Origin of the sequence: Shewanella sp. SM29 (assembly GCF_025654245.1) — a bacterium.
Taxonomy (GTDB): Bacteria; Pseudomonadota; Gammaproteobacteria; order Enterobacterales; family Shewanellaceae; genus Shewanella; species Shewanella oncorhynchi.
Map to the genome: position 1 here is coordinate 34,609 of NZ_JAKKRN010000011.1, position 15,566 is coordinate 50,174.

Annotated in this window: 13 protein-coding genes; 3 read left to right on the forward strand and 10 right to left on the reverse strand. The window is 46.1% G+C overall.

Annotated elements, in window-relative coordinates:
* Window position 1: 1 nt before the first annotated feature.
* The 5 genes from L5L77_RS09555 to L5L77_RS09575 form a co-directional block, all read right to left on the reverse strand.
* Window positions 2-505, reverse strand: a complete 504-nt coding sequence (locus L5L77_RS09555) for a (2Fe-2S)-binding protein (RefSeq protein WP_113940726.1) — start codon at window positions 503-505, stop codon at window positions 2-4.
* 3 nt (window positions 506-508) lie between these two features.
* On the reverse strand, window positions 509-1,291 hold the full coding sequence (locus L5L77_RS09560) for a nucleotidyltransferase family protein (RefSeq protein ID WP_263166745.1): 783 nt from the start codon (window positions 1,289-1,291) through the stop codon (window positions 509-511).
* Window positions 1,291-2,307 carry an XdhC family protein gene (locus L5L77_RS09565; protein ID WP_168824222.1) on the reverse strand — a complete coding sequence of 339 codons (1,017 nt, stop codon included), beginning with the start codon at window positions 2,305-2,307 and terminating at the stop codon, window positions 1,291-1,293. The genes L5L77_RS09560 and L5L77_RS09565 overlap by 1 nt, the downstream gene beginning before the upstream one ends.
* Window positions 2,308-2,629: 322 nt before the next feature.
* Entirely contained in the window at window positions 2,630-4,369 is a 1,740-nt protein-coding gene (locus L5L77_RS09570; RefSeq protein ID WP_028761018.1) for a methyl-accepting chemotaxis protein, read from the reverse strand.
* Window positions 4,370-4,514: 145 nt separating this feature from the next.
* Window positions 4,515-5,159, reverse strand: coding sequence for an MBL fold metallo-hydrolase (locus tag L5L77_RS09575; protein WP_131523516.1), 645 nt, complete (start codon window positions 5,157-5,159; stop codon window positions 4,515-4,517).
* Window positions 5,160-5,414: 255 nt separating this feature from the next.
* On the opposite strand from L5L77_RS09575, the gene L5L77_RS09580 reads away from it, so the two are divergent.
* The gene (locus L5L77_RS09580) at window positions 5,415-6,704 is read left to right on the forward strand and encodes an alpha/beta fold hydrolase (protein WP_028761020.1); all 1,290 of its coding nucleotides are present in this window, start codon (window positions 5,415-5,417) and stop codon (window positions 6,702-6,704) included.
* A 210-nt stretch (window positions 6,705-6,914) separates the two neighbouring features.
* Here L5L77_RS09580 and L5L77_RS09585 read toward each other — a convergent pair whose 3' ends face one another.
* Window positions 6,915-9,014, reverse strand: coding sequence for a DNA topoisomerase III (locus L5L77_RS09585; protein WP_263222639.1), 2,100 nt, complete (start codon window positions 9,012-9,014; stop codon window positions 6,915-6,917).
* Between the two features lie 166 nt (window positions 9,015-9,180).
* On the opposite strand from L5L77_RS09585, the gene L5L77_RS09590 reads away from it, so the two are divergent.
* Both L5L77_RS09590 and L5L77_RS09595 read left to right on the forward strand, forming a co-directional pair.
* Entirely contained in the window at window positions 9,181-9,468 is a 288-nt protein-coding gene (locus tag L5L77_RS09590) for a hypothetical protein (RefSeq protein ID WP_028761027.1), read from the forward strand.
* Window positions 9,469-9,735: 267 nt separating this feature from the next.
* Window positions 9,736-11,214 carry an alanine/glycine:cation symporter family protein gene (locus L5L77_RS09595; protein ID WP_105252099.1) on the forward strand — a complete coding sequence of 493 codons (1,479 nt, stop codon included), beginning with the start codon at window positions 9,736-9,738 and terminating at the stop codon, window positions 11,212-11,214.
* 127 nt (window positions 11,215-11,341) lie between these two features.
* On the opposite strand, the gene purF is transcribed toward L5L77_RS09595, so the two are convergent.
* The 4 genes from purF to folC form a co-directional block, all read right to left on the reverse strand.
* A complete protein-coding gene (gene purF, locus L5L77_RS09600) occupies window positions 11,342-12,856 on the reverse strand; it encodes an amidophosphoribosyltransferase (protein ID WP_028761029.1) in 1,515 nt (504 codons plus the stop codon).
* Window positions 12,857-12,913: 57 nt separating this feature from the next.
* Window positions 12,914-13,402, reverse strand: a complete 489-nt coding sequence (locus tag L5L77_RS09605; protein ID WP_028761030.1) for a CvpA family protein — start codon at window positions 13,400-13,402, stop codon at window positions 12,914-12,916.
* Window positions 13,403-13,517: 115 nt separating this feature from the next.
* A complete protein-coding gene (locus L5L77_RS09610) occupies window positions 13,518-14,291 on the reverse strand; it encodes an SPOR domain-containing protein (protein WP_263175615.1) in 774 nt (257 codons plus the stop codon).
* A complete protein-coding gene (gene folC, locus L5L77_RS09615; protein WP_263222641.1) occupies window positions 14,284-15,555 on the reverse strand; it encodes a bifunctional tetrahydrofolate synthase/dihydrofolate synthase in 1,272 nt (423 codons plus the stop codon). The genes L5L77_RS09610 and folC overlap by 8 nt, the downstream gene beginning before the upstream one ends.
* Window positions 15,556-15,566: the final 11 nt, after the last annotated feature.

Below are 15,566 nucleotides of genomic sequence, written 5' to 3' on the forward strand. Positions count from 1 at the left end.
ATTAGCCCTCCTGTTTGGCATAGTTTTGCAGTGCCGCTTTAATCCGCGGATATGTGCCGCAGCGGCAGATATTCCCCGACATGGCCGAGTTGATTTGTGCTTCAGAAGGTTTCGGATGCTGCGCCACTAACGCCGCAGCCGACATCAATTGTCCCGCTTGGCAATAGCCGCACTGGGGCACGTTATGTTCGGCCCATGCATTTTTAAGCTTTTGATTATCCAGCCCTTCAATTGTTGTCAGACGTTTTCCCTGTGCCTGCCCCAAACTGGTTAAACAGGCGCGTACGGGATGGCCGTCTAAATGCACAGTGCAAGCACCGCATAACCCTGCACCACAACCATATTTAGTGCCCGTGAGCCCTAAAATATCCCGTAACGCCCACAGGATTGGCATCTTAGGATCGGCATCTAAGGTAAATGATTTACCGTTGATGAAAAGTGTTTGGGTGGAAGCGGCGGTACTGGCTTCCTTGATAACTGCAGTGGTTGATAATACTTCTGCCATAACTCACTCCTTAAGTGCCAACCACGACGCAAGATCGGCTTGGGTATCAATATCAATTGCGGCGCGGGGTAGTGTTATAGCGACTAACGCTCCCTGCTGTGCTTGTTGTTTTAAAATAGATTTCGCCCCGCGATCACCACTCAAGTGAGTGAACTGCGGTAATGTAGAGGCATTAAAAATAGCAGGTACACCTAAATCATCCAAATAATGGGCGGCAACGTCTTTACCGGTTTCATGCCATGTCAAAATCAGTTGTCGATAATCGTCTGCACTCAAGGCCACTTGGTCTGCCAATGTCAGCAGCATGGCATCAAAGCCCTGCTCCTTGGCATAGCTTGCCGCCAAACTCACTGAGGATGCCAAGCCTGTTTGCCACTGTGGATTAACTAAAATATCAAAGGGTTGGCGGGAATGAAGCTCGACTAATAATGGCTGCAATATGTGCTGATGAGCACCGAGTATGATTAACAAAGGCGTATGCTGGAGCGAATGAATGTCTTGGCGATCCACACCTAAATCTTGGCAACTAAGCTGCTGTAAACGCTCAACATGAGTGTTAATGATGGTTTGTTCGCGAATTTCCGTAGCACTATGTGATGGTAGAAGTTGCGCTAACTTAACCCCATCAAAGCGCTTACTCCCACCTGCCGCGAGTACCACAATCAACAACCGTTTGGATGAGCATGGCGCCTGCGCTGCCGACTTTAGCACTGCTGAACTGGGCTGTCTCGAACCGGGCAGTGTCGACGTTAGCGCAGTGGACTTTTGCACTGGCGGCAACGTCATCAACGCATTATCTCATCGAGATGTTTTAAGGTTGCGCCATGGAGCACGCCGTGACACTGGGCCAAAATACTTAAGGCCACGGCACTCGGTAACTCGCCGCCAAGGGCAAGCCCCGCGGGAGCAGAAAATACCCCAGTAAAAGATTCAGCACTGAGCCCTGCCATTCCAAGCACTTTATCCCGTCGATGGGCAGGACCAAGCAAGGCGATATAGGCTAGCGGATGCGCTTGAATGACCTTTAATGCCGCAGCATCTAAGCCCAAGTTATGGTTCATCACCACGGCGCAATCCAATTGAGCGATATGATTCGCGGTTAATTCCCCCGCGGTCAGTTTCACTATATGGGCATGGGGGAAATCCGCCGCTCTGGCATAGGCGGTACGACCATCGAAAACAGTCACTTGCCAACCTAAAGTGTGGGCCATGGCGGCAACAGGCTTAGCATCGATACCACCACCAAAGATCCCAAGATGGAATCTTGGTCTCAAGGGAATAATCAGTGATTCTCCCGCGTCTTGAGTGAAGACGCCCGTGCGTACAAAATCGCTGGCGGGGAACGGCGTCAACTCCTCAGAATAAAACGCAGCGTGATACTGGCGCGCATCAGTCCCCGCTTTGACTAAAGGCAATTGGTAAAACCCCGACCGACCGTGACGAAATGCCTGCACTAGCTCAACTAAGCCAAGATCATGATTCTCTTTTAGCAGAGGGATCAACATGATATCTACTATGCCACCACAACCGAGTCGATAGCTGGCATCGGACTCATCGCTTGCATCATAGGTGACGCACATGACTTGCTTAGTCTGCATGGCATTTTGAGCATGGCGACGTAAATCGGCTTCTAAACAGCCGCCACTTAACATACCCACACCTTGACCAAACTCATGGAACAACATCATGGCACCGGGTTTACGATAAGCCGAACCTTGAATTTGGGTGATCACCGCAAGTACCCAAGCGTCATCCGCCAGTGGTAGCCAATGCTCTAGTAAATCTTCGATTTGGTGATCCATCCGCAAGGACTCCATTGGGTTAGGGAGATTTAAAAAATTTAATGCGCTTATAGCTATTGAAACTATCAGCCGTTAATAACGCAGCTATCGACGTCTATTTGTCATCAAAGCTTGACGCAAGTTTTATCAGCAAATAAAACCGCTTCGTCAAACGCTCGCATTAAACATATGGACAACCAAGTTAGCAAAGGCGTGTGCGTATTGAAAGGAGTAATAGATTTCAAAAAGTGTTGAAGCATAAAATATGTTCAGGGGAAGCTAAAGAGGAAGAATAGACGTCCATGTCTTGAGTGGCGTTTGTTCGCAAATCAATCACATTTATCTAAAACTGGTATTCGCCCGCCTTAGTGCGCAGTATCTGGGATTGGTTGTCTAGACTAATGGATGTCGATTCAATCTGTTCGATAATCTGTGATACTTCACGGGAATTATCGCGGATCACCATCATGCTCGAAGCGATTTCTTTAGAAACCAAGGATTGTTCTTCGGTTGAAGCGGCAACCTGAGTATTGATCCCATGAATCGCTTCCGTACTGTGACGAATATCCTCAAATACTGCCACGATACGTTGCAGTTCTACCCCTGCCTTTTGCATTAGCGTCGCCGCTTGAGTCACAGATGTACCCACTTGATTCGTACGGCTTTGAAGGCTTGCGACAATATCATCGATTTCCTTGGTGGAATCTTGAGTGCGCTGGGCTAATGATCGAACCTCATCAGCTACCACAGCGAAGCCTCGTCCTTGCTCACCGGCCCGTGCGGCTTCAATCGCGGCATTCAGTGCCAGCAAATTCGTCTGCTCAGCAATCGCCTTAATCACACTCAACACATTGCTGACTTGGGTACTTTCGTTCACTAGGTGTGACATAGAGTCCTGAGTATTCCTAAACTCAGTTTCTAATACCGACATGGCTTTCAACGCTTCCGATACTGTCTGTTTACCTACAGTGACATGCGTTTCATTTTCGGCGGCGCGGCTTTCAGCATTCGAAGTGCTCTCACTCACATGCACTAAGGTCGTGGTCATTTCTTCCATCGCACTGGCGCTGGCATCCAGTTCTCTCGCCACCCGATTTGAGCTTTCACGCGAAATTTGAATTGATGCTTTAGTTTGCTTAGCTAAATCAGCCACCTCTTTTGCAATGCCATCCGTCGTCGATAATGAACTGGCAAGGGAAGAGATAAACAAGTTGATTTGATTAACGATTTCGCCAATTTCCCCCTGAGTCGTAACAGAGATCCGTCGCGCAAGATTTTTAGAACGCTGAATATCGAGCAATTCAACACAAGTCTGCACTAAGGGAGTCACAATCCTGCTCTTAACGATAATAAATCCGCCAACGGCGGCTAAAATCACGATAAATAACACCAGTTGGGACCAGTTTAATGCCGCATGCAGGGAGTCGAGTCGGTTATTCACATCACCATCGGTACGTTTATCCAATGCTGTAAAAAACTCATCAATCGGCTGCATGATCTTAGCTTTTTCTCTGTGGTATTGGTCGCTATGTAATAACTCCCTCGCCATGGTTAAGTTAGGCTCACCTTTGATCGTGTAGGTTTGGGTGTTGGGGTCCATAAAAATACCTTTAACGGCATTCATGGCTTTCACTTCGAGGGCGACTAACGCATCTGAGTTTTGCTGAGCTTGTTCAAGGTAACGGAATTCTTCATCAGAAAAACCGAGGGACTTCATTTGCGTGTTTATCGCAATGCTAGCACCGTCGGGTTTTGGCTTATCGCCATAGCTCAGCACCAAATCCCAGTAAATCTGGTGATATTTTTCAGGTCTAGACTTCTCACCATTACGGATAGCCAAAATATCCATATACATTTTTTCGTATTTTTCATCACCCGTAACAGCGTAAGTTCGAGCGAGACGCGTTAGGTCATCGGAACTTTGTCTTAACTCATCGGCAACTTGATAGGACTGATATCGCACGCTAGCCGCATCATTAAAGAGATCGATTTTAGACTTAACATTGAAGCTCAATACCGCAGAAATCACGGCACTCGCGACTATGGTCGAAAAGACCACGCTCATCATTGTTTTTGTTTTCATACTTACCCCAGTAGACGGAAGAACTGCTTTAAGTCTAGAAGGAAAAACAGAAAACATAAAAAAGGTTGGTTTATTAGTTGAAATAATCATTTGATTTGCGAGTGATTATCGCTCACAAATCAAGCAATGCTGAATGGCGTCTCAATTACAGTAAAAGTTGGTCCGCGACAAAGGGGTTATGCTCGCGCTCTTCACCAAAAGTCGACATAGGACCATGCCCAGGAATGAATTCAACCTCGGCACCTAAGGGCCACAGTTTTTCGGTGATCGAGTGAATTAAATCCTGATGATTTGATTGGGGGAAATCGGTGCGGCCGATAGAACTTCGAAACAAAATATCCCCCACCCACGCCAACTTAGATTGGGCAGAGAAAAGTGCAATGTGTCCCGGCGTATGCCCAGGGCAATGCAGCACAGATAAACTTTGCTCGCCCACTTTAACAATATCGCCATCCTGTAGATATTGATCCGGTTCAAAGGCATCGCAATGGGGAAAACCAAAATTTTGGCTTTGCTTAGGTAAGTTATCAATCCAGAATTTATCAGCAATATGCGGGCCAATAATCGGCACATTGGCGGCTTTCGCTAAGGCTTTAGCACCACCGACATGATCGATATGCCCATGGGTAAGGAGGATTTTTTCGAGGACGAGTCCAAGTTTCGCCACTTCGTTTTGGATCCTGTCAATATTCCCACCGGGATCCACGACTGCAGCACGCTTGGTTTTTTCACACCAGATCAAGCTGCAATTTTGCTGAAAAGGTGTCACTGGAATAATCTGATACTTCATAGCTTCAATCTCGTGTTATCCATAAGCGATAGATTACGCTAAGAAACTCATCATGGCTCAAATTTATATCCAAAAAATTGATCTTCACCAAAAGCTAATCAAATAATCCTAGCTTACGACATAAACTATTTTGTCTATACCCAAGTTAGCTGAAGATACGCGTTTCAGGTAGCCTAGGTTACTGCATCTTCAGCTTATTTGGGTATACAATCTGCCAATCACAATAACATGATCCTCTGCCATTAAGGTTGTTTGATGAAACCCGATATTATTCTCGCCGGAGTGCTGGCGAAGAAACACACTTTTACCTTGCCCCTCAACTATCAAAATCCAATTGCAGAGCAAATCCAAGTGTTTGCCAGAGAACTCTGTAGCCCAGAAAACAAAGATAAAAAACTACCTTATATCGTATTTTTTCAAGGCGGCCCTGGATTTGCGGCCATGCGTCCCGCCAGCAACAGCGGCTGGATCCGCCGCGCATTAAAAGAATATCGAGTGTTATTACTCGATCAACGTGGTACAGGCTTATCAACACCGATTAATTACCAAAGCCTGCAACATTTAGATCCCGCAGCTCAAGCGGATTACCTAAGCCATTTCAGGGCTGACAATATCATTCGTGATGCCGAAACGATTCGTGCCCAGCTTTGTCCCGCCGATAAGTGGGCGATTCTCGGCCAAAGTTTCGGGGGATTTTGCGTGTTACATTATTTAAGCGCCGCCCCTCAAGGCGTCAGCGAAGCCTATATTACGGGTGGCATACCATCATTAACCCGTAGCAGCGACGACGTCTATCTTGCGACTTATCAACGCGTACTGGCGAAGAATAAACAATTTTTCCAACGCTTCCACGATGCTCAACATCTCGTCACTCGCTTAGCAAAACATTTGCTTGAAAATGAAGTGTATTTGGCAACGGGTGAACGCCTCACGGTTGAAATGTTGCAACTGCTGGGTATTAATATTGGAATGGAGCAAGGGCCTGAATCGGTTTATTATTTGCTTGAACAAGCCTTGATCAACACGGCTTCAGGGACAGTCGTTAACCCGTTATTTTTAAATCATTTCGGTCAAATGCTCGATTACAACACTAACCCGATTTTTGCCCTGTTGCATGAAGCAATCTACTGTCAACACTCGGCTTCACAATGGTCGGCACACAGGGTTAGACAGCAATTCCCCGCCTTTAACTATCAACAAGGTAAACCGTTTTTATTCACAGGTGAGATGATATACCCATGGATGTTTGACCAATTTAGTCACTTAGTGCCGCTTAAAGCCGCGGCAGAAATCCTTGCCCATAAATCAGATTGGCCAACACTTTACAATCTAGAGCAACTGGCACAAAACCGAGTCCCTGTTGCAGCGGCCATTTACAGTGAAGATATGTTTGTAGAGATGCAATACAGCTTAGAAACCACAAAACAAGTTGGCAGGCTAAAGTATTGGTTAACATCAGAATATGAGCACAACGGTATCCGCATGGATGGAGAACGCATACTGGATAAGCTCATCAGCTTAAACCGAGGCGACACCCTAAGATAAATATGAGCTTTAAGGGCTAATTAAGTTAATGCTGAGATTATATGCCTGCTCCTCATCAGTTGAGTGATTTTGGCAAGCTTTAACGACCTATTTCCGTATGAGTAAACCGTTTTGGTTTACTCTTTTTTTTGCCCAAATTCAGTGCTATGAAAGCGTTATTGCTTAAGGTCGAATATCCCCTACCACAGAATCACAACGCACTCGTGACTATTAAGCCTCTGTAGCCACTTTGCGTGTTCGACTCCTTGCGCCAGCACTAGCCACTGACTTCTTCACACAGCTTTTAGCTGTACTTGCAGTGCCTGCCCGTTTTGCCGAGCTCGAGGCTTTGCGGTAAGGCGACTTACGATAACCGGATTTATTACTTGCCGTTTTACGATAACCTTGGCTTTGTAAACCATTAAGCGCGGTTGGCAGTTGGGCGCCTGCATTCTGGATAAGCGTGGATAAGGTGCCGAGCAGTGGCTGCATAAAGGCTTGATAAGAGGTTTCTTTATGGCAAATGCCATTCAGACTCGCTTCCCAAAGCGCTGTCATATCCGGCGTAGTCGCACTCGCGGGCAAGCTGTTAATCAATCCTTTCCCCACGTCTGTCGAGACAATAGATTTACCTAAGCGTTGTAAAAAACCGCGTTTGAACAGCAATTCGATAATACCTGCACGGGTAGCCTCTGTACCTAATCCGTCGGTTTCTTTAAGAATTTTACGGATCTCAGGATCGGTCACATAACGGCTAATACCCGTCATAGCTCCGAGTAAAGTGGCATCGGTAAAGGCCTTTGGTGGTTGAGTATTTTTCTCCAACAATTCGCCTCGAGTACAATGCAAAGCCTGTCCCAATTTCAAAGGCGGTAATTGGCCAATAAACTCGTCATTCTCCTCATCGTCCTTACCTGCGCTTTCTTCCGTCGACTTGTTGCCACTCGCCTTACTGCCATTTGGCTCTTGGCGGGCAAAGAGTTGCTTCCAGCCGAGGGATTTATCCTGACGCGCCTTGGTATTAAATAAGCCACCCTCGATTGTCACTTGCACTGTGGTTTCACTGTAACAATAAGCCGGATAAAACTGGGCTAAGTACTGGCGAGCAACATGAAGATATAACTGCCTCTCACGCTGACTCAAGCTAGATAAGTTAGCCGTCTTCTCTGTGGGGACGATTGCGTGATGGGCGTCCACTTTTTTATCATCCCATGCTTTAGATTTAAGACGGGGATCGGGTGCATCAGCACCTTGCAATAACTCAGCAGCACCGCTACTGATCGCCTTAAGTACCGAAGGCGCAAGGTTATGTTGCTCAACGGGTAAATAACGACTGTCGGAGCGTGGGTAAGTAATGAGTTTATGACGTTCATACAAACTTTGGCAGGTATCGAGCACATCCTTAGCACTCATACCAAACCGTTTGGCCGCATCAATCTGTAACGCGGATAAGCTGTAGGGCAATGGTGGATTCTGTTTCTTGTCCTTAGCCACTAATTGAGTGACTAAAGCGGGTTTATCACTGATGCGACTCACCACATTTTGCGCTAACCCTCTCACTAACACTCGTCCTTCTTCATCCATATAAGGCTGACAAGCTTCGCTAGGTTGCCACTTGGCGCTGAAGGTTTCTTGCTTCTCGGTCGCCAAATGCGCCAGTACTTCATAAAAAGGCTTAGATTGAAAGTGGGCAATCTCTTCATCACGGCGCACCACTAGCCCAAGCAATGGCGTTTGTACTCGGCCGACGGATAACACGCCTTGATAACCGACCTTTTTACCTTGGATGGTGTACGCACGCGTCATATTCATGCCATAGAGCCAATCGGCACGACTGCGAGCTAAGGCCGATGTGGATAAAGGAATAAACTCGCGATTGCTGCGTAGCTGCGTTAGAGCCCGTTTTACAGCTTGTGGGTTTAAGTCACTGATCAGTAAACGCTGGGTTTGATGTAGCTTGTCCCCCGTCACGCGAAGATAGGCAATCACTTCATCCACGAGTAACTGCCCTTCGCGGTCGGGATCGCCCGCGTTAACCAGCGTGTTGGCTTGTTTGACTAATCGTTTTAGCACTGTGAGTTGGCTGCGGGTCGCAGCCTTAGGTTTTAGTTGCCACTTGTCTGGCACTATTGGCAAATGCTCGAATTTCCAAGACTTAAATTCGGGATTATAGGCATCAGGTTCTGCTTGCTCGAGCAAGTGACCAACGCACCAAGACACACAATCGCCATTGGCGGCTTCGATAAATCCATCGCCTTTTTTATGGGGTTTAGGCAATACATCGGCAATGGCCCGCCCTAGGCTAGGTTTTTCTGCGATATAGAGAATCATACAAACACCAAGCACTGGATATAATTACAGTATAATTTAGCCCAAACGCCAGTTGAGTGCAAATTTCTGTAGTAAACCGAGCTTAAATGTAAAAGCTTAAGTGTAAATTCAATTGCGAATAATTCTCAACAAGGCATAAGATACACTAAATAACTAAGGAGTGACTATGAGACAGTTTGCAATAAATGCGCGACAGGCTATGACAATAACTCCAGCATTAATATTAAGATTCAATCAGTTATTGATATTCCATAGCTTAATGTTACTCGCAATAAGCATGCTCACCAGTACCTGGCTGGGACAAATGAAAATCATCGATATGCCGTTAGCATGGGGATTCATTCTCGTCATTCCTATTGCTGTGAGTTTATCTCTATTACTCAGCCATCAAATCACGCGCCATAGCTTAAGCAGCTTATTCGGCGTGTGGATGCTACTTTGGGTAATGGGATAACTGACATTCATAATAAATCACTACCGTATTTCGAGTTAACTCGCCCCTCTGCTCTATTTATCCATGCTAAAACTCAATTTCAAAACACATTGGTTTCAAATATTTAACACTTTAACTATGAAGCTCCCTAAAAAATAGTTATGTTGAGTATCTTGGATATTTACAAAAAATGTCTTAATCAAAAGTGAATGTCCTAACTCAACATCTGTTGAATAACCGTAAACCTAAAAACTCTGCTAAAACAACACAATAAAGGAATCGGAGTCTATGAATGAGATTGTCAACGCGATCAATAGTGTAATTTGGAGCCCTGCACTTATTTTTCTTTGCCTAGGTGTCGGGCTCTATTTCTCCCTTCGCACTCGATTTTTACAGCTGCGCCATCTGCCAGAAATGATCCGCCTGATGTTTGATGGTAAGAGTACTGATGCGGGAGTGTCGTCTTTTCAAGCACTCGCGATGACATTAGCGGGTCGAGTCGGTACAGGTAACATTGCAGGGGTTGCCACAGCAATCACCTTTGGTGGTCCTGGCGCTTTATTTTGGATGTGGATGGTTGCCTTTCTCGGTGCCAGCTCCGCCTTCGTTGAATCGACCTTAGGTCAAGTCTATAAAGAAAAAATCAATGGCGAGTATCGTGGTGGGCCTGCTTTTTATATTGAAAAAGGCTTAGGCATGAAATGGTATGCATGGGTATTTGCAATTGCGACCATATTTGCCTGCGGGATCCTGCTGCCAGGCGTACAAGCTAACTCGATTGGTTCAAGTTTAAAAACCGCTTTCAACATAGATCCTAATGTGACTGCAGCCATACTGGCTATGCTTCTTGGTTTTATCATTTTTGGCGGTGTAAAACGTATCGCTCACTTTGCCAGTGCCGTCGTCCCCTTTATGGCACTGGGTTACATCATAGTGGCTTGTGTCATCATAGCGCTAAATATTGGCCAGCTACCGGGTATTTTATGGTTAATTATCAAAAGTGCCTTTGGCTTTGATGCGGGTTTTGGTGCCATTTTAGGCTTAGCCATCATGTGGGGGGTAAAGCGGGGTATTTACTCCAACGAAGCGGGTCAAGGTACAGCGCCACATGCCTCATCTGCAGCGGCGGTAAGCCATCCTGCCAAACAAGGGTTAGTTCAAGCTTTTTCTGTGTATATCGACACCTTATTCGTTTGCTCTGCAACAGGTTTCATGCTGCTCATTACAGGACTGTATAATGTTCAGGGCCCAGACGGTGCGGCGCTCTATACCGGCATTGCCGGAGTCGCTGCAGGACCAGGCTACGTACAAACGGCAATGGAAAGTATGATGCCAGGATTTGGCAATATCTTTGTGGCTATCGCACTGTTCTTCTTCGCCTTTACGACCATAGTGGCTTATTACTACATTGCCGAGACCAACATTGCCTATATTAACCGTAAAGTAAATCATCCTTGGTTCATGGTCGTTCTCAAAGTCGTGATCATTGGCTCAACCGTATACGGCACAGTTAAAACGGCTGATATGGCTTGGGGAATGGGTGACATTGGTGTTGGACTCATGGCATGGCTCAATATTATTGCCATTATTTTATTGAGGAAAACCGCATTCACTTGCCTTAAAGATTATGAATCACAGCAGGCACTTGGCATTGAGCCACTTTTTGATCCGGTAAAACTGGGTATTAAAAATGCGGATTACTGGGTTGAACGTAAGCACGCTGAAGAAAATGTAATGACTGAAACAGCGCAACGCATAAATACGTAGACGTTATCACGATGATCCGTTAAGCAAATATAAGCCATTAAAAAGCCAGTGATTTCTCACTGGCTTTTTTTGTATCGTTTAGAACAAAAAGGACACAAACTTTACGATACTGAATTACCCACAATCCTTATGGGTGACAGACGTTATGCAGCTCTAAGTTAGTGCCGATATCTTTATTTCGATCGGCTTTAGCATCGTCATTTCGCAGTTGCGTCAAGTGATCTAAATACGCTTGGTCAACGTCGTTCGTGATGTAGTGACCATCAAATACGGACGTTTCGAAACGTTTAATCGCAGGATTCTCCATTCTTACCGCTTCAATTAAATCGGGTAAGTCTTGGAAAATAATGCCATCAGCACCAATTAACTTGGCGATTTCATCGGCATCACGACCGTGGGCGATAAGCTCGTTTGACGTTGGCATGTCAATACCATACACGTTCGGGAAACGAATTTCCGGTGCGGCAGAGGCAAAGTACACTTTCTTAGCTCCTGCTTCACGGGCCATTTCGATGATTTGCTCTGAGGTCGTACCGCGAACGATAGAGTCGTCCACCAACAAGACATTTTTGCCTTTGAACTCAGTGTTAATCGCATTCAACTTGCGACGCACTGACTTCTTGCGCTCCTGTTGACCAGGCATGATGAAGGTACGGCCAATATAACGGTTTTTCACAAAACCTTGGCGGTACGGTAAATCCATGCAACGGGCAATTTCCAGCGCGATATCGCAAGAGGTTTCAGGAATAGGAATAACCACGTCGATATCGTGATCGTACCATTCTTTCTTAATCTTCTCGCCAAGCTTAGCGCCCATGTTGACGCGACTTGCATATACAGACACTTTGTCGATCGTCGAATCTGGACGGGCAAAATAGACGAATTCAAAGATACAAGGTGCATAGCTAGGCTCGGCTGCACATTGACGGGTATACAGCTGGCCGTCAATTGAAACATAAATCGCTTCACCCGGTGCAACATCACGCATCACTTCAAAGCCAACGGCATCGAGTGCCACACTTTCAGAAGCCACCATGTATTCAGTGCCAGTGGCAGTTTCGTGCTTACCTAATACCAAAGGACGAATACCAAATGGGTCACGGAACGCAACTAAGCCTTGACCAATAATCATGGCAACAACCGCGTAAGCGCCACGAGCTTGTTGGTGTACGTTAGCGACGGCATCGAACACTTCTTCCGACGTCAGAGTCAAACTCGTGGTTTTTTGCAGTTCGTCGGCCAACAGGTTTAACAAGACTTCAGAATCCGAAGTGGTGTTCACATGACGACGTTTTTTGATCAGCCCTTCGGCTAATTCGACTGTGTTGGTTAAATTACCGTTATGGGCTAATGAGATCCCAAATGGCGAGTTAACATAGAAAGGCTGCGCTTCAGATGCGCTTGAACTGCCCGCAGTTGGATAACGCACATGGCCAATACCAGCATTACCTTGTAGGCGTTGCATATGTTTGACTTCAAAAACGTCTTTAACCAAACCATTGGCTTTACGTAGTCTGAAAGCACCACGATCAATGGTCACAATACCTGCCGCATCCTGACCTCTGTGCTGCAACACTGTCAGTGCATCATAAATGGTCTGATTAACCGATGATTGGCCAACTATTCCGACGATACCACACATGGGTAAGCTTCCTCATTGTAAGATGTTCTATCACTTAGGATTATTTTATTTTCTTTCTTATAGTTTGGGTACAAAGCTGGAGGTATTTTCCAAATAGTCAAAAAACCATTGAATAACAACGCCAAATTCGGGTACTAGCACAGAATCTTTCCACCATTGGGAGTTGGGAGATCCTGTGAAAGCATCCATGAAAAACAACAAGGCGCTCACAATAAGTGCGCCTCGAATAGCACCGAAGCACAAGCCCAAAAGCCTGTCAGTGCCAGATAATCCGGTTTTGACAACAAGTTGTCCGAGAATATAGTTAACTAAGGCACCGAGTACCAAAGTGGTAATAAAGAGGATGGCAATAGAAACGCCATTACGCAGCATCTCATCGTTCATTTGTGTTAAGTGAACGGCAAGATCTTGGTAAAATTGGCTGGCAACAAAGAAAGCCGCAAACCATACCACTAAGGACATGGCTTCTTTGGCAAATCCACGGATCAGACTGATGAGAGTCGATAATCCGATGACGAATATGATAGCGTAATCAATCCAAACCATTGAGATGGCTTTCCGACATGGGCTTTAAGACGGCGCGATTCTACCAGAGACTGAAACGATTCTCACCCCTAGTGAGGTAAATAAATCATTTTCAGTCTCGAGTGTTGTATCACCATTAAGATTCTAAGGGATTAAAAGGAACAATCCAGCCCTTGAGACGCGTGAGGTTTTCCACCTCAACTTGTACTTTCTTCAGCTTTGCCTCAGACACATCGGGTCCGACAAACACTTTAGTTAATACGCCATCTTTAGGGTTTTCAGGAATAGTGTACGCTTTAAAACCACTCTTACGCAGCTGTGCAACCAAGGCTTTAACATTCGTTGCGTTGTTAAAACTGCCAAGCTGCAAGGTAAAGCCACTTTTCAAGCTGTCACGGCTGACCACTTTAACGGCATCCTCTTTGGCTGCACTGGCTTTGGGCGTTTCTGCTTTAGGCTTTTCAGCCTTAGCCACAGTAGTCGCTTTAGCGTCCGCTTTTTTAGCCGGCTCAGTTTTTACAGTGGCTTTAGGCGGCTCTTTTTTAGCTTCAGGTTTAGTTTCAGGCTTAGGCTCTGCTTTTTTAACATCAGGCTTAACGTCTTTCTTAACATCTTGCTTTGCGACTTCGATTACTGGCGCGGCGACAGACTTTTCATTGTCAGCATTAACTGGCATTTCGGCTAAGGCGACCTCAGTCCCATTCAGCGCAGCAGCATCCTCGGCCGACAAGACTTCAAACATATCATCGTCGGCTTTTTGCTGCTCAATCACGGTCGGGCGCAAAGGAATTTCGGAAAACTGCTCTTCTTGGCGATCTTTTTTGCCATCCAAAATATCCGGCAAAAAAATTACCCCAAGCGCAACCAGCACCACAGTGCCGACTAAACGATTATGAAACTGGCTAGACAAAACTGACTTCCTGCATAAATTGAGACTTAAAACCTGCCACAGTGTAAAAGGAGCCAAACACAATTACCACATCATCTGGGTTAATTTGCGCTTTTAATGCAGACCAAGCCTCAGATATGTCCTCAAACTCAAATGCAACAGCCTCAGTGGCTAATGTTTTGCGTAGCATGGCCGAACTCGCGCCACGCTCACCGTGCAGACTGACCAAATACCAAGTGTCGATCAGTGGATTGATCACAGGCAACACACCTGCAATATCTTTATCCTTCAACATGCCGCAAAGGGCGAACACGCGCTTACCCACAACGATTGGCGCTAACTGTTGTACCAAAAACCGCGCCGCATGGGGATTATGGGCAACATCGAGTAACACTAACGGCTGCTCACTCACCCGCTCTAATCGACCCGTTAACCGAGCAGTGCTAATACCCTCAGCAATAATTGAAGGCGTGATATCCGGCCAGCCCTGTTCAATCACTGCCAATACAGTCGCCGCATTAGGTAATGGCAAAGTTGGTAACGCTAAATCGTGCAGTTTGAGCACTTGACCTTGAAAATCCCACAGATTGCCATGGGCTTGATAACTGAATTCATTACCGACACGATACAAGATGGCGCCAACCTCATTGGCGACATCATTGACAGTGTGTGGCAAGTTGGGTTCACCCACAATGGCAGGTTTACCACTGCGGAAAATGCCCGCCTTTTCACGGCCCACAAGCTCACGGGTATTACCGAGATAACTTTCATGGTCTAAATCGACCGACGTCAGTACGCTAATGTCGGCATCGATAATATTGGTAGCATCTAACCGTCCACCTAAACCGACTTCTAAGATAACCACATCAAGCTGAGCGGTTTTAAAGAGTATCAAGCCTGCGAGCGTAGCGTACTCAAAAAAGGTCAGAGAAATATCGCCGCGCGCGGCTTCAATTTGCTCAAATGCCGTAACAAAACCGCTATCACTGACATCGCTACCATTGATACGCACTCGCTCGTTGTACTTCAGCATGTGTGGCGAACTGTATACGCCCACAGTCAAACCCGATAGGCGCAGAATATTTTCGAGCATGGCGCAGGTGGTGCCTTTGCCGTTCGTCCCCGCCACTGTCACTATCTTGGTTGTACCTAAATCCAAAAGACCCAGGGTTTGCGCGACCTTAGAGACACGGGTTAACCCCATATCGATTTCGGTTGGATGTATAGATAGCAAATAATCCAACCACTGTTCCAATGCTGCATTTGACGCTGGTACTGTAAGCATGTCTGTATATC